This is a genomic window from Rhizobium sp. N122 (assembly GCF_002211295.1).
Taxonomy (GTDB): Bacteria; Pseudomonadota; Alphaproteobacteria; order Rhizobiales; family Rhizobiaceae; genus Rhizobium.
In genome coordinates, this window is record NZ_LOKU01000009.1 from 128058 (window position 1) to 149301 (window position 21244).

A 21244-nucleotide genomic window follows, 5' to 3' on the forward strand; every position below is an offset into this window, starting at 1 on the left:
CAAATGTTTCAGGCCCAGATGTTTCAGGCATTGATCAGCGCAATGCCACGGTTCTCGAACCCGAGTGTGACATCGCTCGCAGGCGGCAGGTTTCTTTCGACGGCATGATCGATGATGAAGAGCGTTCCGACATCGGTTTCGATTTCATATTCGACATGTCCGCCGAGATAGGCACTGTGGAGCACGCGTCCCGCCAAGCCCCGCTGGCCGGCTGCCGCTATGGTGATCGATCCGGGCCTGACGGCGAGTTTTGCCATGCCGGGCTTTGCGCTGCGGCTTGGCAAACGATGGTCCACGCCGGCCACGCGGATAAGCGCCTCCGTCCCTTCGACGCCGATCACCTCGCAAGGGATGACATTGGCCTCGCCCATGAAATCGGCGATGAAGGACGATGCCGGCGCTTCATAGAGTTCACGCGGCGTCCCGGACTGGGCGATCTCGCCATCCTTCATGACGATGATGCGGTCGGACACCGCCAGAGCCTCATCCTGGTCATGGGTGACATAAACGGCGGTGAAGCCGAGCCGTTGCTGCAGTTCGCGGATCTCCGTGCGCACCCGGCGGCGCAGGCGTGCATCGAGGTTGGAGAGCGGTTCGTCGAGCAGCAGCACCTGCGGCTCGAGCACAAGCGCGCGGGCAACCGCGACGCGTTGCTGCTGGCCGCCGGAAAGCTCGGCCGGCAGGCGATGGCCCATGCCCGCAAGGCCGACGAGCTTCAATCCTTCCTCGGCCTTTTCCCGCGCTTCCTTCTTGCCGAGGCCCGACGACTGCAGACCGTAAGCGACATTGTCGAGCGACGTCATATGCGGAAACAGGGCATAGGACTGAAACACCATCGACACGTCGCGCTCATTGGCGGGCAGCATGGTAACGTCGGCGCCGCCGATCAGAATACGTCCGGATGTCGGATGCTCGAGCCCGGCCAGCATGCGCAGCGTGGTGGTTTTGCCGCAGCCGGATGGGCCGAGCAAGGTCACCAGCGTGCCCGGCTCGATGGAGATGGAAAGGTCCGGAATGGCCGTGAATGCACCGAAAGACTTGCGGACATTCTGGAAGGTGACGGACCCGGGTTTGACGGTGATCATGCGGTTTTCTCCTGACCGAGAGGAACAGAGGGAGCTGAGCTGGTGCCGGCGACGCGATTTTCGCGGCGTAGGCGGCGCTCGCCGACGACGAGCTGGAAGCCGGCGATGACAATGCTCATCACCACGATCAGCATGGATGAATAGGCGATCGCTACGCCGTACTCGCCATTCTCGACGAGGCCGACGATATAGGACGTGGCCATGTTGTATTCCGCGCTGACGAGGAAGATGACGGCGCTGATCGAGGTTATGGCGCGCACGAAGGAATAGACCAGGGCAGCGGTGATGGCTGGCCGCAGCAGCGGCAGGATCACCTTGCGGATCGTGCGGAAACTGTCCGCACGCAAAGTCAGCGACGCCTCGTCCAGGCTCTTGTCGAGCTGGCTCATCGCCGCGATCCCGCCGCGTACGCCGACCGGCATGTTGCGGAAGACGAAGCAGAGGATGAGGATCAGCGCCGAGCCGGTCATCTCGATCGGCGGCAGGTTGAAAGCCATGATGTAGCTGACGCCGATGACCGTTCCGGGGATGGCGAAGCTCATCATCAGCGCGAATTCGAAGACGTTCCGCCCGACGAATTTCTGCCGTACGATGATATAGGCCGTGAGCAGGCCAACCGCAGCGGTCAGGGGTGCGGAGACGAGCGCGATTTCCATCGTCGTCCAGAAGGAGTTCCACGCCACGCCGGTCCACGCAATTGCGCCGTTGTCGAAACCGATCGAGAAGGCGCGAGCGTAATGGTCGAGCGTCAGCGAGTTGTCGAGGCCCCAGGTTTTCACGAAGCCGCCGATCAGGATCATTCCATAAACGATGACGGTGAAAATCATCCACGGAACGACCACCGCATGTACGGCAATGGAAAGGCCGCGCGGTAATGCGATATGAGCGCCGCTGTCGCCCTTGCCGGTGACCGTGGCAAAGCTCTGGCCCGATAGCCAGAGACGCTGAGCGAGGAATGCCGAGAGCGTGAAGCACAGGAGCACGATGGCAAGAACGGCCGCGCGCGACGGATCGTTCTGCGATCCGACGACCGCAAAGAAGATTTCCGTCGAAAGCACGCCATGCGTGCCGCCGAGCACGAGCGGATTGCCGAAATCGGCCATGCTCTCGATGAATCCGATCAGGAAGGCGTTGGCGAGACCCGGCTTCATCAGCGGCAGGGAGACGCGCCAGAACGTGCGCCAGCGACCGGCACGCAGGGTCTGCGATGCCTCTTCCATCGAGGGGCTGACGCCTTCGACGACGCCGATAAGGACGAGGAAGGCGATCGGCGTAAATGAGAGCACCTGGGCGATCCAGATGCCGGTGAGCCCATAGAGCCAGCGGCCTGGCTCGATACCCAACAGGCTGGACAAGGCCTCGGTGATAACGCCGGCGCGGCCGAACAGCAGCGTCAGCGCCAGGCCGATGACGAAGGGCGGTGTGATGATCGGCAGCACCGTCAGCAGGCGCAATCCCTTTTTGAAGGGAAAGCGCGTGCGCGTCGCGACCAGCGCAAAGCCGAGGCCGAGCAGGGTCGAGCCGGAAGCGGTCATGACGGCGAGAAGAAGCGTGCGCCAGGCAACGCCGCAACGTTCTTCACCCGCTATGCAGCCCAGGCTCCAAATGCCGGGGTCCTGAATGTTGCGTATAAGGCCATCCGGATTGAAGGAGCCGTCGAAGTCCTGCACCGAAGCGATGAACATGCTGCCGATCGGGTAGAAAACGAAGACGGTGACCAGAAACGCGAGAATGCAAATCGAGCCGACGATGAAGGCATCTCCCTTCATCACCCCGCGTTCGGCCAGTCCGAACGCAAAGAGGAGAACGAAGACGAGCGCCAAGAGGACCGCGCCGGCACCCATCGACGGCTGTCCCTCGGATAATATGCCGAACAGGTTTTCACTGATTGCCCAGGTCCAGCCGGAAAAGCCGATCGCCAATCCCTGCAGAGAGAGGAAGACGAGGCCGACGGCGCCGAGCGAGGCGAGCAAGGTTCCGCGCCGCATCGGATCGCGCACCAGGCGCGCCAAACAGCCGAGCAAAAACAGCAGGAGCACGCCGGCAAGCCAGGTTCTTCCATGCTGCAGGATTTGCAGCAGGCCGGGCGCCGTATCGGCGGAGAACGGGAAGGCAGACAGCCAGTTGAATCCGAAGAAGCCGCCCTCGATGCGATACCACGGGACCAGGATCAGGGCAGCCGCCCCCAGGCCAAGGACGATGTCCAATCGGCGATTGCCACGTCTCATGGCATACCTCGCTTATTTCAGGTTGATGAAATGGGAGAATGGAGAGGCACCCCGGATCCGTCCGGGATGCCGCGCCACTCGTCGATCTTCAGTTGGCAATGGCGCCGACTTCCCGGTCCCAGCGCTCCAGCAGGGCCTTGCGCTTTGCCGGATCGCCATAGGTCTTGAAGTCGTAGTCGATCAGCTTGATGTCCTCGAACTTCGGCGCTTCCTTCGGCACCTCCGCCGATTTGTTCGACGGCAGCTGGAACGACTTGGCATCCTTCATGCGCGATTGCACTTCGGGCCGCAGCGCCCAGTCGTACCAGACCTTAGCGTTGTCGAGATTGCGGGCGCCTTTGATGATCGACATGGAGCCGATTTCATAGCCGGTGCCCTCGCATGGCGCGACGGACTTGACCGGAAAGCCTTCGGCAGTCTGGGCAACGGCGTCATGCATGAAGACGATGCCAAGCGCCGTTTCGCCCCGCGCCGCCGCCTTGACCGGAGCCGATCCGGACTTGGTGTATTGCGAGACGTTGGCGTTCAGTTTTTTCAGATAGTCGATAGCCTGGTCTTCGCCCATGATCTGTACCAGAGAAGCGAGAGCCGTATAGGCAGTGCCCGAGGAGTTCGGATTGGCGATCTGGATTTCGCCCTTCAATTCCGGCGCCAGGAGATCAGCCCAGCAGCGGGGCTCCTTGTAACCCTTGGTCTTGAAGATCTCGGTGTTGTAACCCCAGCCGAGCGCACCGGCGTAGACGCCGACCGTCTTGAAGCCGGTGCTCTCCGCCTGCTTCTTTGCCCAGTCCTGCAACTGGTCGAGCATCGGCGACTTGTATTCCAGCGTCAGGTTTTCCGATGCTGCCTGGACATGCGGATCCCCCGTGCCGGCCCACCAGATGTCGGTCTTCGGGTTGCGAGCCTCGGCGCGTATCTTGGCATAGGTCTCGCCCGACGACAGACGCACCATATTGACCTTGATGTCGTGAGCCTTTTCGAAGTCGCCCTGCATCTGCTCGCAGATGACGACATCGGCCGAGCAGATGAGGTTAAGCTCGCCGGCGGCCTGGACCGAACCGGCAGCCAGCGCCGTTCCGGCAAAGAGAAGCGTGGAAAGAACTGTCAGTCGCATGGGTATCCTCCTGTTGCTTGCGTCTGAGTGGGTGTTGGGTCAGCGGCACAAGCGCTGCCCGTCGCGGCGCGTCGATCGCACCGTGTGTCAAATGTCGGATGGAAGTCGGATCCCGGCCTATTGGGTCGGTGAGATCTCGGTGTCGAAACGGCTCAACAGCCGACTTCGCTCGTCGGACAGGCCGAATGTTGCAAAGTCATAATCCACCATCTTGATCATGGTGATGTCGGGCGCAGCCGGCGGCAGAGCCGCTTTGGCGTTCGACGGAACCTGGTTCTGGCCGGCCGCAGCGCCTGTCGCCTGGCCTTCGGGACTGAGGGCGAAATCGACGAATGCCTGGGCGGCCCTGGCATTGCGGCTACCCTTGACGATGCTGACCGCGCCGATTTCGTAGCCCGTTCCTTCGCAGGGAGCGACGATGACCAGCGGCGCGCCCGCTTCCTTCAGGGTTACCGCGTCATGCATGAACGAAATGCCGATCAGGATTTCACCGCGGGCGGCAGCCTTTACCGGCGCCGAGCCGGACCGGGTATACTCGACGATATTGCGGTTGAGCGCGGCCATGTAACGGAACGCCTCCTCTTCGCCGAGGAGCTGCACGAGTGTGGCCAGCATTGTGAAAGCGGTTCCGGAGGAATTCGGATTGCCGGACTGGATATGGCCGCGATAGGCCTCTTTCGTCAGGTCCTGCCAGCAGGTGGGGGCCGGAAGCTTCAGGGCTGCGAGCAGATCGGAATTGTAGGCGAAACCCAAAGCCCCCGCATATATGGCGGCCGACCGGGAGCCGGACATAGCAAAAAAGTTCTGCGCCCAAGGCAGCATATCGTGTTCATGGTCGGGCTGATATCGATCGAGCAAGTCCTCTGACGCAGCCTGCAGATGGGCATCACCGGTTCCACCCCACCAGACATCCACTGTCGGATGGGATTTTTCGGCACGGATCTGATCGAGTATGTCACCGGTGCTCTTGCGAACCATCGAGATATCGATACCCGCGCGGGTTTCGAACGCTTTTTCCATGGCCATGCACCAGGCTTCGTCGACGCCGCACAGGACGTTCAATCGCGCCTCGCTCATGCCTTGGCTTGCGCCGCACAGCCAGAAAGCCATGCCCGCAGCAAAAGCGGTCAATATCCTCACGCAAGCCTCCCTTGGAACCTCCCGTTCCAATCTCCACAGCCAGCATGTCAGATCTTCGCGTCGCCGCAATCGAAGAATGGTTACCGATTTTTCATCGCCGGGCGGAGCGACGTTACATTCATTACAAATGTGACAAACCTCATCATCAGAGTGTCTTTGAACATTGGCGGCAGCATGCCTATGATGGCGCCGGGAGGATCAAGCGGTGCTGAATCAGAAGGTTCGAATTCTGATCGTCGAGGACGATCCGGATATGGCGGAACTTATCTCCGATCTCGTCGAGGCCGAGGGGTGGATTCCGACCTGCGCGGGATCAGCCGAGGAGGCGACCGATATCCTGGCACGAGAGCAGATGCATCTGGTGCTGGTCGATCACAACCTGCCGCGGACATCCGGCCGGGCTTTCGCCCAAAAACTGCGGTCGGAGGCCAATATCGGTATCGTCATGGTGACGGCAGCCGGCAGTGCCGCCGATCGTGTTCTCGGCCTGGAAACTGCTGCGGATGACTATGTCGTCAAGCCGTTCGAACCGATCGAACTGACGGCCCGCATCAAAGCTGTCTTGCGGCGAACCGTGCCGTCGCTGAAACAGGAAAAGGAGAGTGAGCGGGAGCACGAACGTCCCTCTCTGCTGCTTGGCGATTGGGCCATCGACCTGATGGGCCGGCAAGCCGTCTGCCTCGCCGACCGCAGCAAAACGCTGACGACGGCCGAATTCGCCCTGCTTGAAATCCTTGCGCAGACCCCCAACCAGCCGGTGAGCCGGGCGCAGATCCTCGATCGGCTTGGCTCGGAAAGCGATCGCTACATCGACCGCAACGTCGACGTCCTGGTTCTGCGGCTCCGGCGGAAAATCGAACGCAATCCCGACCTCCCACGCCATATCAAGACACGACGCGGAAAGGGCTATGTCCTGCACACCGGCGACGGCGAGCCGTCCGCGTGATCAGCCGCTCCTTTCTGTCTTCCATTGCCTTTCGCCTGCCGTTCGCGATTGCGTTTATCTGCTTTCTGGTGTTCAGCCTGTCGGCGATCGCGATCTACGGGCTGCAGCGCGCCCGTGACGAGATGGCAGCTTACGGCCTGCAGGCCTTCACGAGCCTCGCCAAGGCCTCGCTCGTTTCCCGGCAAGTCTCCGATCTGGTGTCGAGCGCGCCCTTCCTGATGAACTCGACCTCGCCATACCGGGTGGCGAGCGAGAGCCGCGCTGTCGTGCTGCAGGTCGACAGCCTGCTGAAGACGGCCGCGCCTCACGGAGCAGACCAGGCTGCCCGCGGCTTTGCGAGCCCGAGGATGGTTGAGCTTCTCGATCTTATCAGGACACAGACGCTTGTGCTTGCCAGGGACGCCGACGCTGCACAGAATCACAAGGCTAAAGCGGCCGCGGCGCTGGGGGAGGTGGCGACCGGCAAAGGCATCGTCGATCACGAGCTGCGCCGTCAAGTGAATGGAATCGTGCAAGCGGCTTCCACCTCCGACAGTCTTTTCCAGCTCGGTGAACTTCGCAGACGATACGTGGCGGATACGACGGCCGCGCAGGGGAAAACCGCGGCCGATTTGAGGATTTCGCCTGCCGAGCTCCAGCCGTATGAGCGTGTATTCGAAGCTCAGACACGATACCTCTTGAACATGTTCGCGATCCGGGCGGCGGTCGCAAAGCTGCATGCTGTCTCACGCGACCTCTCCCATGCAACGGAGACGCAAAGCGATGCAGTTGCACGCCAGCTGAACGACGATCTGCTTTCGACCTCCGATGCCTTGAGCCGACTGCTGGTAACCGTGGCCTTGGCTTTCCTGCTCGTGCTCGTGATGGCAATTTTCTCCATCCGGTCGGTCATGCGTGTGTCACGGGGCATCGTGGCGCTGTCGAACGGCATGAATGCGCTCGCCAAGGGCGAAAACGAAGTGGGTCCGCCAGCCTACCGTGGAAATGAAACCGAGCTTGTGCGTCTGCTGGACGCCTTCCGCGCCTTCAAGGACAGCGTGGATCGCGTGTCTCGATTGAGACGCACGGCAGAAGCCGCCGCTCGCACCATCCGTTCAACCTTTCGCAATATGAACGAGGGGATTGCGCTTTTCGACAGGATGGGGCGACCGATCACCATGAACAGGCGGATCATCGAACTGTTCGGCCATTCGGGTTCCGCGCGCAAATTGCCGCTGCGCCGGTTTGTCGAGCCGGTGCCGGAGATCGATCCCGCTTTGCTGCCCTCCGATCCGGAGCGCGGCGCCCTGCTGGAACGTGCAGTCGTCCGCCATCGCACCAGCGACCAGCGGGTGATCGAGATCTCCATGTCACGACAGCCGGAGGGCGGCATCGTTCTTCTGGCACGCGACGTCACGTTGATGGATCGACAGGAGGCGGAAGCGGCAAAGGTTCAGCGACTGGACGGCATTATGCGCATGACGCATCAGGTGAGCCACGAAGTCGGCAACATGATCGGGATCATCACCGGCAGCCTCGGCCTTCTCGAGCGTGAAACCGGCTTCAACGATCGGCAGAAACGCAACATTGCGCGAATTCGCAAGGCTGCCGAGCGAGGACGGTCGCTGGCCGGCAGCATGCTGTCGATCGGCAGCCAGCAGCCGTTCTATCCAAGCGCCGTGGATGTCGCCAGCCTCCTTCGCGGAATGGCCGATATCCTGGAGATCGCTGTCGGCGCAAAGTGCCACATCAAGCTGGAACTGGATGCCGGCCTGCCGGTCGTATCGCTCGACGCGGCCCTTTTGGAGCAATCCGTTCTGAACCTCTGTCTCAACGCGTCGGCAGCGATGCCGACGGGAGGCGTCATCATTATCGGTGCAACGGCAAAGGGAAACACCTTGCTGATCTCGGTGACCGACAGCGGCATCGGCATGACACCAGAGGTCGTAGACAAGGCTTTCGAACCCTATTTCACCACACGAGGCGGACATGGTGGAGCAGGGCTTGGTCTGGCCATGGTTTACGGCTTCGTCCGTCAGAGCGGTGGAGAGGCATCCATCTATTCCTCTCCCGGCCACGGAACGACCGTCAAGCTGAGCTTCCCCACAGATTTGCGCTAATTCGCATCGCCGCCGAAAATCCGGGCGAGCAGGGTGCCGGTGACGAGCATGCCGGCCGCCACGAAGATCGTATCGCCCGGCGTGCCGATATAGAGCGGCCCGATATTGGCAAACAGCAGGAAGGCAATAAGGAAATTCGCCCAGCCCCAGACGACATTCGCCGTCGGCGAACTGGGCATTGCGAATGGCGTGCGGAAGCGCCGGCCGCTGACGCCGTTGACGAAATGCGGGATGCCGTTGGTCAGAAAGGCGGCTGCGATGAAATGGGCGATATAGGCAATCCAGGGCAAGGGCTTCTCCGCTGTTGCGAGTGGCGTCAACGGAGAATGTGGCCGGCAATGTGATGCCGGCAAGAGGAGCCTGGAAAAGCGCGTGGTGCGCCCGCCCGCCGCCGAAGTGCAGCGGGGCCTCTCCAAGTCAGATCAGCAGGAAATCGTTGAAGTGAAGTGCGGCGGAATTATCGAGATCCGCGACCGGGATGGCCGTGCCCGCCGCACTCCCATCCGCGTCAAAAGACGACATGCCGCTCGCCTGATCGTAAATCAGCTTGTCATTCGCCTCGAGCGCTTTCGTGCCGAGAACGAAATTCTCATCGGAAAATTCGGATAGGCTGAGCGCGGCGAAAATCGAATGGTCGAGCAGCAGCTTGTCTTCAGCCGCAGAGGAAAAATCCTGGATCCTGTCGACGCTGATATCGTTTATTCTAACGGTTTGAGCCATAAGTTTTTCTCCCGGTTCACGAGGGAATTGGCCGTAGGAATACATCCCCATCTCCGAGCGCCAATTCGGTTTAATACATGATGGCGGCCGGTCTAGGGCTGTCGGTTAACCATCATATATTGACCTGAATGTGGCTCGTTTCGGTTCGATCCTTATGTGATGCGACTATCAATCTTTGCTTGTATTCTCCTATTCAACCGGCAGATCATGCCCGGGTGAGACGGCGACCGTCGCAACGCGGCCTTCCCGGGACGAAGGCGGATATGATGCGCCGCCCGATATGGCGGCTGGAACATCGGCAATCGCGGCGAGAAGATTAAAGCCACGGCAGGAGCGCTGAACGCCGTATTGCCTGCGCCAGGCATGCCGGTCTTCCGCAGGCTTTAATGGTAGGCAGGAGCGGTCAGGCAAGGCCGAGCGGCAGCTTGTCCAGTTTCCTGTCGGCACCGTAGTCGCGCTCATGCGGCGAGCGGCGACGGCCGTCGCGGATGGAAAGATCGATCCGGTTTTCGGCAAAGATCCCATCGGGATAGGTGCCGGTATCATGGCAATCGGGGTCGATCTTGCGAGCAAGGATTTTCAGGATCATCGGGGTTCCTCCGCGGCGCACCATCAACAGTCGGAAAGGCCGCTTCGTTCCCTTTGTAAACTCTGAATTATTAATAAATTAACCATAAGCGCCACGGAGAAGCGCAGTGCGTGCCAACGTCTGAGCCGCACATGTGAGCGCTGAATGGCCTTGCCCGTGGAACTCACGGAGCGTGATTGCCGTTGATATCGATGACCACAGGAGGTTTCCATGCAGTTGATCGATACGCGAGTGACACAGGCCGGTGACGTCTTCACTGTCGAGTTTTTGGGCGAGGGAGGAGAATCGATCTCCGTCAGGATCGACAACTCTCACGGCGAACTCGACCATTCCACGGCCGTCGACCACGCCAAGGTGATGATGGTCCAGCTCACCAGCTTTGCCGGCGGGGAGACGGATGGCAGCATCAACCGTTACGATGCCTTGAGCAACGGCAATTTCGACGAAGGCAGCAAGGGCCTGATCGCCCAGCCGAGCGCGCGCTCGACTCACGATAGCGAAGTGCTGGAGGAGGAGTTGAACGAAGGCCTGGAGGACTCGTTTCCGGCGAGCGATCCCGTCTCGGCCACGGTATCGTCCATTCCCGCCAACGCGCCAAGGCACTGATCGCACTGGTTCAGAATTCAAAAAGGCTGCCCGTGCCCGCGGCAGCCTTCTTCTTGCATGACAAATTGATGTCAAAACTGAAAAGCAGCTGAAGACATCAGGTGTCTGATTGACATGCGAGCCTTCTATTGAGGGCCCGAGAAGGGACTGCGCACGACGCGCGTCCCAGGTCTCGGAGACGCGCGCCCATGAAAATCATTCAGATCACCGACACCCATTTCAGCCCCAACAAGCCGCATTTCAACGGCAACTGGGCGCCGCTTCTGAGCTGGATCGAAGCAACCGGCGCCGATCTGATCATCCACACCGGCGATCTCACCGTCGATGGCGCCGACAAGGACGAGGACATCACCTTCTCGATGGATCTGATGCGCCAGGCGTCGATCCCGATGCTGATCGTCCCCGGCAATCACGATGTCGGCCATCTCAAGGGATCCGACCAGCCCGTCAATCGTGAGCGGCTGGCCCGCTGGCGCAGCCTTGCCGGTGACGATCGCTGGCTGGAGGATGCGGCCGGCTGGCGCCTCATCGGCTTGAATTCGCTGCTTCTCGGCCATGAGGATGAGGAGGAAGAGGCCCAGTTCGAATGGCTCGCCAAGGCGCTCGAGGACAGGGCAGGGCGACGCGTGGCTCTCTTCGCGCACAAGCCGCTGTTCGTCGATGCGCCGGATGAAGGCGATACCGGCTACTGGAGCATTCGCCCGGCTCAGCGCCGGCGGCTCTATGATCTGATCGCCGCCCATGACGTGGCGCTGTTTGCCAGCGGCCACCTTCACTGGGCCTGGCAGGGTCGTTTCGACAATACTGCGTTGACCTGGGGGCCGTCGGCCGCCTTCATCATCGACAAGATGGAGCGGGAGATGCCGGGCGAGCGCCTGATCGGCGCCGTCGTCCATGAATTCGACGCGTCGGTCGACAGCACGATCGTCGCCGTACCCGGCATGACCGCCTATGTGCTCGACGAGGTCGTACACGAGGTCTATCCGCAAGCGGTGAAGCAGCGGGAAGCTGCCGAATGAGCGCCCTCTCGCTTCGCGGCATCACCAAAGCTTTCGGCGGCAACCAGATCCTCAATGGCGTCAGCCTCGATGTCGAGGCCGGCGAATTCATCGCGCTGGTCGGCCCCTCCGGCTGCGGCAAGAGCACGCTCTTGCGTGTCCTTGCTGGCCTCGATCACGCCGACCGCGGCGAGATTCTGATCGGCGGCCGAGACATGTCCGGCGTGGCGGCCGCCGATCGCAACATCGCCATGGTCTTTCAGTCCTACGCGCTTTATCCGCATCTGACGGGGTCTCAGAATATCGCCGTGCCGCTGGCGATGCGCCGGCTGTCTAGGACGCAGCGGTTGCCCTTCCTGGGATCCCTGATGCCGGGCCAGCGCGCCACCCGTGCTGCGATCGCCCGCGATGTCAGGAAAATGGCGAAATCGCTGAAGATTGACCACCTGCTCGACCGCAAGCCCGGCCAGATGTCGGGCGGCCAGCGTCAGCGCGTGGCGCTCGCCCGCGCCATGGTGCGCCAGCCGAACGTCTTCCTGATGGACGAGCCGCTCTCCAATCTCGACGCCAACCTGCGTGTCCATGCCCGCGGCGAGATTGTCGACCTGCATCGGCGCGCCGGCGTGCCGACACTCTACGTCACCCATGACCAGGCGGAGGCGCTGTCGATGGCCGACCGCGTCGCCGTGATGATGGGCGGCCGGTTGCTGCAGATCGCCAGCCCCGAGGTCATCTACGACGACCCCGCCCATATCGAGGTTGCCCGCTTCATCGGCCAGCCGCGCATCAATCTGCTGCCGGCTGCTGCCGAAGGCGGCGTCGTTGCTTTCGGCGGTTTACGCCTGACACTTGAAAATGCACCGGACAGGAAGATGCCGGTCACCTTCGCCATCCGTCCCGAATTCGTCTTCCTGTCCAGGAACCGGCATGACGGCCTTGCCGCCCATATCCAACGCGTCGAGTTCCTGGGATCCGAGGTCATCATCCATTGCCGGCTCGATGCGGTCGGCGAGACGGTCGTCGCCAAGGTTCAACCGTCCGACGCCTCGGGGCTTGCGACCGGCGATGCCGTGGGGCTTCGGATGTCGCCCGGCCGCACGCTGATCTTTGCCGAGGATGGCAGCCGGCTGGCCGGCAGCGTCGCAGCCGCTGATGCCGGGCTCGCCACTGGCAATGCCGGGCTCGCTATTAGCGATGCCGCACGGGAGAGGGCGCATGGCTAGCATCGTCTCCATGGCCGTGCCGCATGATTCCGCCGCTGCGCATCGGCGCAGCGAGGCCCGCATCGCCTGGATGCTGGTGCTGCCGGCAATGATCCTGCTGTTTCTTTTCGTGCTTTTGCCGGTCGCCGCTGTCGTCGTGCTCGGCTTTACCGATTTCGAACTCGGCTACGGCAAGTTCCGTTTCGTCGGCTTCGAGAATTATGCTCACCTGATTACCGACCGCACCTTTCGCAAGTCGCTGTGGAATACCACGGTCTATACGGCGATCGTCGCGCCCGTCTCGATCCTGCTCGGCCTCGGCATCGCCATGCTGATCGAAAGCGAGACCGCCGCCCGCAGCGTCTTCCGCACTGCCTATTTCCTGCCGGTCGCCTCGCTCATCGTCGCCATGGCGACCGTCTGGCAATATATGTTCCACCCGACGATCGGCCCGATCAATGCGCTGCTGGCGCTCGTCGGTCTGCCCGGTCCGAACTGGTTGGGCAGCTCCGGCACGGTTCTATACAGCCTGTCGATCATTGGCGTCTGGCAATCGGCCGGCTTCAACATGGTGCTGTTCCTGGCCGGGCTGACGGCAATCCCGCGTGAGCTTTACGCGGCCGCCGAAGTGGACGGCGCCCGATCTGCCTTCGACCGCTTCCTGCTGGTGACCTGGCCGATGCTCGGGCCGACGACGCTCTTCGTCATCACCATCAGCATCACCAATGCGGTCAAGGTCTTCGAGACGGTGAAGACGCTGACCGAGGGCGGCCCAAACAAGGCGTCTGAGGTGCTGCTCTTCACGATCTACCAGGAAGGCTTCGTCTATCTGCGCGTCGGTTATGCCTCGGCGATGACGGTGGTCTTCCTGCTAATCCTCGTCGTGCTGATGTTCCTGCAGTACCGCATTCTCGACCGCCGGGTGCATTACACATGATGACGAGCGCTTTTTCCCTCGGCAGGGTCATCCGCCTCAGCCTGCTTTCCCTCGGGGCGATCGTTTTTCTCGCGCCCTACGTCTTCATGATCTCGGCGGCCGGCAAGACGCAGAGCGACATCTTCACCTCGTCGCTGTCGCTCATCCCGGCGCATCTCGCCTATGTCGAGAATTTCGCCAAGGCCTTGAGCCGCGTGCCGATGGCGCGGTTGTTGTGGAACGGTGTCGTCGTCTGCGGGCTGATCTTCCTCTTTCAGGTGCTGGTGGCCATCCCCTGCGCCTATGCCATGGCGAAACTGCGTTTCGGCGCGGCGCGGGCCATGATGGTGCTGGTTATGCTCGGCCTTCTCGTGCCGATCCACGCGACCGCGCTGCCGCTCTATGTCGCCTTCGACCGCGCTTCGCTGCTCAACAGCTATGCTGCTCTTGTCGCGCCCTTCACCATTTCGGTTTTCGCGATCTTCATGTTCCTGCAGTTCTTCCGCGCCATGCCGGATGATCTCATCCATGCCGCCCGTCTCGACGGCATGTCGGAGCTCGGCATCGTCGCCCGCGTCATCGTGCCGAATGCCTGGCCGGCGGTCACCGCCTTCGCCATCTTCTCGGTCGTCGCCCATTGGAACGATCTCTACTGGCCGCTGATCGTCATCAGCAAGCAGGACTATGCCACGCCGCCGCTTGGGCTGATGTATTTCCGCGCCGCCGAGGCCGGCGACGACTACGGCGCACTGATGGCGGCGACCCTGATCATTACCCTTCCTCTCGTCGCCGCCTTCCTGCTTGCGCAGAAGCGGTTCGTCGAGGGCATCACCATGACCGGTCTCAAAGGCTGACCGGTTTCAACTCAGGAGAATGAGCGATGAAACTTATCACCCAGCTGCTCGCCGCAGCGGCCGTATCGATGGCAATCGCGCTTCCCGCGCATGCCGAGACGACGCTGACGGTTCATTACCCGATGCCGGGTTTCTTCAAGGACGTGATGGACACGATCTCGAAGAAGTTCATGGCTGAGAACCCCGATATCAAGATTCAGTTCGCCAGCCCCTCGGCGACCTATGAAGAAGGCATCCAGACGATCCTTCGCCAGGTCGGCACCAGCGAAATGCCCGATATCACCTTCATCGGCCTGAACCGCCTGCGCATGCTCGACGAACGCGATGTCGCCGTCGACCTCGGCCCGCTCGTCCAGAAGGACGGCAACATGACCGAGCAGGGCTTCTCCGACACCATCCTGAAGCTCGCACAGGTCAAGGGCAAGCAGGTGGGCCTCGCTTTCGCCACCTCCAATCCGATCATGTATTACAACGCCGATCTCGTGAAGGCAGCTGGCGGCGATCCCGACAATCCGCCGAAGACCTGGGACGAGGTCATCGCCCTCGGCGGCAAGATCAAGGCGCTCGGCAACGGCGTCGACGGCATCGATTTCCGCTGGCAGGGCGACGACTGGATGTTTTCGGCTCTGCTCTTCGGCGCCGGCGGCAAGATGTTGAGCGACGATGAAAGCAAGGTCGCCTTCAACGGTCCGGAAGGCCAGAAGGCCGTCGAGGTCCTGCATCGCCTCGTCACCGAAGGCGGCATGCCGGTCTTCACCAAGCCTGCCGGGGAGCAGGCCTTCGCAGCCGGCAAGGTCGGTTTCGAGTTCCAGACCACAGGCGCACTGCGCAACACGATCAAGAATGTCGGCGACAAGTTCGATCTGCGCACCGCCAAGATTCCGCTAATCGATCCGGTGAACGGCCGTCTTCCCACCGGCGGCAACGCCGTCGTCATCCTCACCCATGACGCCGCCAAGCAGGACGCCGCCTGGAAGTTCGCCAAATTCGCCGCCGGCCCTTACGGCGCCTCGGTCGTCGTGCCCGGCACCGGCTATGTTCCGAACAACGAGCTTGCCGCCAAGTCGCCGGAATATCTCGGCGACTTCTACAAGCAGAACCCGCTGTTCCAGGCTGGCCTCAGCCAGATGCCGGTGATGATCCCCTGGTATGCCTTCCCCGGCTCGAACGGCGTCAAGGTCACCCAGACGATCGTCGACAACCTCTCGCGCATCGTCGACCAGTCGGCCGAACCGAAGGAAGCGCTCGACGACGCAGCCGCTGATGTCGATGGCATGCTGCCGCGCAGCTGATCGCTTTCCGCGTTAGAAGAAGGGCCGCCACGCCGAGCGCGCGGCGGCCTTTTATTTCCGGGTGGTTTAGATGGCGCGTACCGTGCCGCCGCGGCGAAGCGAGTAGGCGACGTCGAGATGGCGGGCAGGGGCGGCATTCTCCGCCATGTCGAGCAGCAGCGAGGCGGCCGTCGCCCCCATGCTGGCATCCGGCATTTCGATGGTTGTCAGCGGCGGATCGATCAGACGGCCGATGGCGATGCCGTCGAAGCCGGAGACGGAAACATCCCCCGGCACCGACAGCCCCTCGCGCTTCAGCGCGCCGATGACACCGAGCGCCAGAAGATCGTTGGAGGCGATGATCGCCGTCGGCGCAAGCGAGGTCATCGCGGTGCCGAGATCGAGCTGGTCGTAGCCGCCGACGAAGGGGATCTGCATGGCGTCTAGCGGTGTCAGCCCGTTCTCGGCCATGGCGTCGAGATAGCCCCGGTAGCGAAGGCGGGCGCGATCGGAAGCGGCGAAATTGCCGGAGAGAAAAAGAATGCGGCGATGGCCCATGCCGATCAGGAAGGTGGCGATATCGCGGCCCGCGCCGCGATTGTCGGCGGTGACGGCAGCCGGAAACTGCGCCGTCGGCAGGTTGTTGAGCAGCACGGTCGGTGGCAGCCTGGCCAGCAGCGCCTCGCTGGTCGACGGATCGCAGACAGTGAGAATCAGCCCGGTCGGCCGGTCGTTCAGGAGTGCTGCGACGGCATCGGCCTCCCGCGCCGGATCGTAGTTCGACTGGGCGATCAACACGCCATGGCCAGCCACCAGCATGCGGTTCTGAATGCTCGACAGCGACGAGGCGAAGACGGGATTGGTGATGCTCGGAATCAGCACGCCGATCACCGGCCTGCGCCCAAGCCGCCCGGCGGACGGGCCGGCCGGGCGATAGCCGAGTTCCGCGGCGGCACGGCGCACCTTGCGCACCATCAGGTCGCTTGCCGGGCCGTTGCGGTTGAGAACCCGGCTTGCCGTCGCCAGCGAGCATCCGGCCCGGAATGCGACCTGCTGCAATGTCGCCATCGAAAACGCCTCCTGGTGACAGATGAGGCGCAATCCCTTAGGAGACTTCGATGACATTGGTCTGACAGCGGTGTAGCGGCTCGCCAGCGTTTTCGCTTTCCGTCCACGCACACATAGAAGTTGAAGAAAAATGCAACCTGTGGAATAGTCTGATCAACGCCTCTCAGCCTCTTTCATGCTCATCTCCTGGACAAGAATGTCTCACAAAATGGAATGCTCCGCCGCCTGGCGGTTTCTCGCGACGCTCGCTCTGGTCGCAAGCTGCGCGTCGTCGGCTTATGCGGACACCCTGTCCACGTCCTGGCCACAAACACAAAGAGACATTCAGGCCGACACCAACGTCCATTTCGGCATGCTTGCCAACGGCATGCGGTTTGCGATCATGCGCAATGCCACGCCGCCCGGGCAGGCCGCGATCCGCTTTCGCATCGGCTCCGGCTCCCTCGAGGAAAACGACAATCAGCAGGGCCTGGCGCATTTTCTCGAGCACATGGCCTTCAAGGGTTCGACGCATGTCCCCGAAGGCGAGATGATCCGCATCCTGCAGCGCAAGGGCCTGGCCTTTGGGCCTGATACCAACGCCCATACCTCTTATGATGAGACTGTCTACGCGCTCGATCTTCCCGAGGTCGATGCCGACACGGTTTCGACCGGCCTGATGCTGATGCGGGAGACGGCGAGCGAGCTGACCCTTGATGCCGGAGCGTTCGATCGCGAACGCGGCGTCATCCTGTCGGAGGAGCGGCTGCGCGATACGCCGCAATATCGCGCGGGGCTCGGAATCATGAATTCCTTGCTCGCCGGCCGCCGCGCGACCATCCGCGTCCCGATCGGCAAAACCGACATCATCAGCAATGCGCCTGTGGACCTCGTCCGCGATTATTACCGGGCCAATTACCGGCCCGATCGGGCAACGTTGATGGTGGTGGGCGATATCGACCCGGCTGCCATGGAAGCCCAAGTCCGGCAGCACTTCGGCGACTGGACGGCCGTAGGTCCGACACCGTCAAAACCGGATCCGGGCACGCTGGAGACGAAAGGCGAAAGCGCCGACGTCCTCGCTGTTCCCGGCGGCATGACCAGCGTACAGATCGCCTGGACGCGTCCTTATGACGCCGCGCCTGATACTTTTGCCAAGCGCCGCACGCAGCTTATCGAAGATCTGGGCCTGTTGGTGCTCAAACGCCGGGTGAGCAGCATTGCCAGCAAGGCGGATGCCCCTTTTATCAGCGCGATCGCCGGCTCCCAGGATCTTCTTGATTCGGCGCATATCGTCCTGATCGTGGCGAATTGCGAGCCGGATAAATGGCAGGCGGCGCTCACGACCATCGACCAGGAACAGCGGCGTATCCAGGAGTTCGGCGTTGCGCAGGCTGAACTCGATCGTGAAGTCCTCGAATATCGCTCGTTCCTCCAGGCTGCTGCGGCCGGAGCCGCGACGCGCACGACCACCGACATCGCTTCCATGCTGGCCAGCAGCGTCGATGACAATCAGGTCTTCACGTCGCCCGCCGATGACCTTTCGCTGTTCGAGACGATCACGAACGGCGTTACGGCGGCCGAGGTGAATCAGGCGCTGCGGCATGCCTTCTCCGGCAACGGTCCGCAGGTCGTGCTGCAGACGGCCCAATCACCGCAGGGCGGAGCCGACGCAGTTCGGCAAGCCTATGATGCTTCAAAGGCCGTTGCCGTCTCGGCGCCATCCAGTGCGGCCGACATCGCCTGGCCCTACACCCATTTCGGCGAGCCGGGCGCCGTGGTCGAACGCCGCAGCGTCGACGATCTCGGCCTGACCATGGTGCGTTTTGCCAACGGCGTGCGCCTTACCGTCAAGCCCACCAAGCTGCGCGCCAATGAAGTGCTGGTGCGCGAAGATATCGGCCGCGGCCGTCTGGATCTGCCGCACGACCGTCCCGCCCCGATCTGGGCATCGCCGGCCGTCGCGCTGTCCGGCGTGAAGGCCATGGATTACCAGGATATCCAGAAAGCGCTGACGGCCAACATCGTCGGCATCGACTTCTCGGTCGGCGACGGTTCTTTCAACTTTGACGGTCGCACGCGGACTGAAGATCTTGCGACGCAATTGCAGCTGATGACTGCATATACCTCCGATCCCGCCTACCGGCCCGAGGCATTCAAGCGGGTGCAGCAGGCCTATTTGAGTGGCCTCGATCAGTATCAAGCGACCCCCGGCGGCATTGTCAGCCGTGATTTCGCAGGTCTCGTGCATTCCGGCGATCCGCGCTGGACCTTCCCCGATCGCGCTCAATTGTCCGCTGCCAGGCCGGAAGATTTCGAGGCGCTGTTCCGGCCCATGGTGTCCAACGGCCCGATCGATATCACCATCGTCGGAGACGTCATGGTGGACGACGCCATCCGGATGACAGCGGAAACCTTCGGCGCTTTGCCGCCGCGCCCGGAGGCGGCGCCGAGCAAAGATTGGGGCGACGTGCGTTTTCCCGCTGCCAGCAAGACGCCCGTTTTGCTCACCCATAGCGGCAGGGCGGATAACGCGGCCGCCGCCCTTGGCGCTCCGATCGGCGATTTGCTCTCCGATCTGCCGCGGTCCTTCACCGCCAATATCGCCACTCAGATCTTCCAGAACCGGCTGATCGACCAGTTTCGCATTACAGAAGGCGCAAGCTATGTCCTGGAGGGTGACGCCAACCTCTCACGGGAAATCCCCGGCTATGGCTATGCATTTTTCTACGTCGAGACCGAGCCGGCAAAGATCGGGCGCTTCTACGCACTGGTCGACGACATCGCCAATGATCTGCGGTCGCAGGATGTCTCGCCGGACGAGTTCGCACGCGCCCGGGGACCGATCGTCGAGACGCTGAAGCATCAGCGGCAGAGCAACGAATACTGGATCGAATATTTGCGCGGCGCTCAGACGGATTCGCGTCGTCTAGACCGGATACGCGACAATCTAACCGGTTACGACAAGGTCACCGCCGGCGATATCCGCGCATTCGCTAAGACCTATTTCAGCCCGGAAAACTTCTGGAAATTCGAAGTGCTGCCGGCGGCGGTAAGATAGCGGCTTTTGCGCGACCATCAGCCCGTCCGTCTCCCGGCCATCAGAAACGCCGCCAGGACACAGCTGAGCAGGCCAAGGGACAACGGCAGCCCTTGATGTCCGATCAGCTGCATCGCCACTCCCGCCGAGGGTGAGCCCGTCAACCGCCAATGCCCCATGCGAAGGCGAAGGCCGCGTTCCTGGCGATCAGGGCAGGGCCGGTGAAACGCTCGCCCAGCTGGATCAGCGACATGGTGTAGATCCCGAACGAAACCCCGCCCCAGACGAAAATCAGCGGTCAGATCAGCCATGCGTTGAAGACCAGCGGCAGCAGCAGGCAGCCGGCAAGGAAGGCCAGGACGCAGAATGACGTGGTCGGCTTCGAGCCGAAGCGTTCGGCCACCCGCCCGAGCGAGGGGCGTCGCCCTCGTGCGCAAGGCGCTCGTAGCGCAGGAACTCGACAGTGGCAGGCTGGTCCATCTGTTGCGGGATGTCCGCTGGCCGGTGAAGTGGGCGTACTACATCGTCGCCGCGCCAAAGGCGCTGCGCCGCCAAGAGGTAGCGGCCTTTTACGATTGGCTGGCCTCGCGTCCGGGATCATTCCCGAGGAATGATCCCTGAACGCAGGATCGCTCACGTCAAACAGCCATATTCGACGCTGCCGACATCACTTCCCGCGGGGCAGGAACGCCGAACATATGGCGGCCGGTCCCTTCGACTTCCGTGAAGCACCAGCGCACGACGCCATCCCGATCGAGCAGGAATTCGCCGACAAGCTGGCCTCTGCCGGTGGCGATCATCTTATTGTCATCCTCGGTCAATTCGTAGCCGTCCACCTCGTCGAGGTATTCCGACGCCGCCATCGGGTCCATGGGCTCGGGAAGCTCACCCGGCATATCGATGCGCATCGACATCACCGTGTTCATGCTGACCTTGCGCGGCCAGTCGTTCTCGGCTTCCGTGAATTGAACGCTCGGCAGGCCGAAGGCTCTGTGGGACATCCGTTCCGGGTCGGAGGCTGCCAGCAGATTGGGAAGCGGGTGGTAGCGGAAATAGAGGCGGGCGCGCTCGATCGGGGTATTCACGACCGTCAGGCTTTCGATGCCTTTCTCCTGCAATGCGTCGGTAAGCTCGGACATGGCGGCGATCTGCCGCCGGCAGAAGGGACAATGCAGCCCGCGGAACAACCCTACAAACACCGGCTTCTGGCCGCGGAAATCGTCGATAGCGATCTTGCCCTGGCGTGTGATCGCATCCAGCACCACGTTCGGCGCGCGATCGCCGGGCTTCAATGGTCTTTCCGAGTGGTTCTCCTGCATGTTTAGTTCCTCCTTTTATCTATTTGACTTGATTGGATTAACCGATCTCCAGCGGCTGCATATGAGAGGG

At 62.0% G+C, this 21244-nt stretch carries 18 protein-coding genes and 2 pseudogenes; 10 read left to right on the forward strand and 10 right to left on the reverse strand.

Annotated features, from left to right (window positions below; genetic code table 11):
* Positions 1–23: 23 nt before the first annotated feature.
* The 4 genes from ATY75_RS08830 to ATY75_RS08845 all read right to left on the reverse strand — a co-directional run bounded on the left by ATY75_RS08830 (position 24) and on the right by ATY75_RS08845 (position 5537).
* Positions 24–1085, reverse strand: coding sequence for an ABC transporter ATP-binding protein (locus ATY75_RS08830; protein WP_088937237.1), 1062 nt, complete (start codon positions 1083–1085; stop codon positions 24–26).
* Positions 1082–3313: an iron ABC transporter permease gene (locus tag ATY75_RS08835; protein ID WP_088937238.1), complete on the reverse strand. Its 2232-nt coding sequence runs from the start codon at positions 3311–3313 to the stop codon at positions 1082–1084. The genes ATY75_RS08830 and ATY75_RS08835 overlap by 4 nt, the downstream gene beginning before the upstream one ends.
* A gap of 88 nt (positions 3314–3401) precedes the next feature.
* The gene (locus ATY75_RS08840; RefSeq protein ID WP_012483807.1) at positions 3402–4427 is read right to left on the reverse strand and encodes an ABC transporter substrate-binding protein; all 1026 of its coding nucleotides are present in this window, start codon (positions 4425–4427) and stop codon (positions 3402–3404) included.
* 117 nt (positions 4428–4544) lie between these two features.
* Positions 4545–5537, reverse strand: coding sequence for an ABC transporter substrate-binding protein (locus ATY75_RS08845; RefSeq protein ID WP_088937239.1), 993 nt, complete (start codon positions 5535–5537; stop codon positions 4545–4547).
* 235 nt (positions 5538–5772) lie between these two features.
* Between ATY75_RS08845 and ATY75_RS08850 the strand changes: the two genes are divergently transcribed.
* Together ATY75_RS08850 and ATY75_RS08855 are read left to right on the forward strand one after the other, a co-directional pair.
* A complete protein-coding gene (locus ATY75_RS08850) occupies positions 5773–6513 on the forward strand; it encodes a response regulator transcription factor (protein WP_041683629.1) in 741 nt (246 codons plus the stop codon).
* Positions 6510–8612: an ATP-binding protein gene (locus tag ATY75_RS08855; RefSeq protein ID WP_088937240.1), complete on the forward strand. Its 2103-nt coding sequence runs from the start codon at positions 6510–6512 to the stop codon at positions 8610–8612. Before ATY75_RS08850 ends, ATY75_RS08855 begins: the two co-directional genes overlap by 4 nt.
* Here ATY75_RS08855 and ATY75_RS08860 read toward each other — a convergent pair.
* From ATY75_RS08860 to ATY75_RS08870, 3 genes and pseudogenes are all read right to left on the reverse strand, one after another.
* Positions 8609–8902, reverse strand: a complete 294-nt coding sequence (locus ATY75_RS08860; protein WP_088937241.1) for a hypothetical protein — start codon at positions 8900–8902, stop codon at positions 8609–8611. The genes ATY75_RS08855 and ATY75_RS08860 overlap by 4 nt on opposite strands.
* Positions 8903–9029: 127 nt before the next feature.
* Positions 9030–9320, reverse strand: a pseudogene (locus ATY75_RS08865) (calcium-binding protein); the annotation flags it as partial.
* 415 nt (positions 9321–9735) lie between these two features.
* On the reverse strand, positions 9736–9921 hold the full coding sequence (locus ATY75_RS08870; protein WP_088937242.1) for a hypothetical protein: 186 nt from the start codon (positions 9919–9921) through the stop codon (positions 9736–9738).
* Between the two features lie 210 nt (positions 9922–10131).
* On the opposite strand from ATY75_RS08870, the gene ATY75_RS08875 reads away from it, so the two are divergent.
* The 6 genes from ATY75_RS08875 to ATY75_RS08900 all read left to right on the forward strand — a co-directional run bounded on the left by ATY75_RS08875 (position 10132) and on the right by ATY75_RS08900 (position 15789).
* Entirely contained in the window at positions 10132–10527 is a 396-nt protein-coding gene (locus tag ATY75_RS08875) for a hypothetical protein (protein WP_088937243.1), read from the forward strand.
* A 188-nt stretch (positions 10528–10715) separates the two neighbouring features.
* Positions 10716–11546, forward strand: a complete 831-nt coding sequence (locus ATY75_RS08880) for a metallophosphoesterase (protein WP_088937244.1) — start codon at positions 10716–10718, stop codon at positions 11544–11546.
* The gene (locus ATY75_RS08885; protein ID WP_088937245.1) at positions 11543–12748 is read left to right on the forward strand and encodes an ABC transporter ATP-binding protein; all 1206 of its coding nucleotides are present in this window, start codon (positions 11543–11545) and stop codon (positions 12746–12748) included. The genes ATY75_RS08880 and ATY75_RS08885 overlap by 4 nt, the downstream gene beginning before the upstream one ends.
* Positions 12741–13664 carry a sugar ABC transporter permease gene (locus ATY75_RS08890; protein WP_088937246.1) on the forward strand — a complete coding sequence of 308 codons (924 nt, stop codon included), beginning with the start codon at positions 12741–12743 and terminating at the stop codon, positions 13662–13664. Before ATY75_RS08885 ends, ATY75_RS08890 begins: the two co-directional genes overlap by 8 nt.
* On the forward strand, positions 13661–14497 hold the full coding sequence (locus ATY75_RS08895) for a carbohydrate ABC transporter permease (protein WP_088937247.1): 837 nt from the start codon (positions 13661–13663) through the stop codon (positions 14495–14497). The genes ATY75_RS08890 and ATY75_RS08895 overlap by 4 nt, the downstream gene beginning before the upstream one ends.
* 26 nt (positions 14498–14523) lie before the next feature.
* On the forward strand, positions 14524–15789 hold the full coding sequence (locus ATY75_RS08900; RefSeq protein ID WP_088937248.1) for an ABC transporter substrate-binding protein: 1266 nt from the start codon (positions 14524–14526) through the stop codon (positions 15787–15789).
* Positions 15790–15855: 66 nt separating this feature from the next.
* On the opposite strand, the gene ATY75_RS08905 is transcribed toward ATY75_RS08900, so the two are convergent.
* Positions 15856–16836: a substrate-binding domain-containing protein gene (locus ATY75_RS08905; protein WP_088937249.1), complete on the reverse strand. Its 981-nt coding sequence runs from the start codon at positions 16834–16836 to the stop codon at positions 15856–15858.
* 196 nt (positions 16837–17032) lie between these two features.
* Here ATY75_RS08905 and ATY75_RS08910 point away from each other — a divergent pair, with 196 nt between their 5' ends.
* Entirely contained in the window at positions 17033–19876 is a 2844-nt protein-coding gene (locus ATY75_RS08910) for a M16 family metallopeptidase (RefSeq protein WP_088937263.1), read from the forward strand.
* 17 nt (positions 19877–19893) lie between these two features.
* On the opposite strand, the pseudogene ATY75_RS08915 reads toward ATY75_RS08910, so the two are convergent.
* A pseudogene (locus ATY75_RS08915) lies at positions 19894–20267 on the reverse strand (MFS transporter); the annotation flags it as partial.
* Positions 20268–20284: 17 nt separating this feature from the next.
* Here ATY75_RS08915 and ATY75_RS34890 point away from each other — a divergent pair.
* On the forward strand, positions 20285–20476 hold the full coding sequence (locus ATY75_RS34890) for a hypothetical protein (RefSeq protein ID WP_210199550.1): 192 nt from the start codon (positions 20285–20287) through the stop codon (positions 20474–20476).
* A 17-nt stretch (positions 20477–20493) separates the two neighbouring features.
* Here the strand turns inward: ATY75_RS34890 and ATY75_RS08925 are convergent, their stop codons facing one another.
* On the reverse strand, positions 20494–21174 hold the full coding sequence (locus ATY75_RS08925; protein WP_064838496.1) for a peroxiredoxin-like family protein: 681 nt from the start codon (positions 21172–21174) through the stop codon (positions 20494–20496).
* Positions 21175–21244 lie beyond the last annotated feature (70 nt).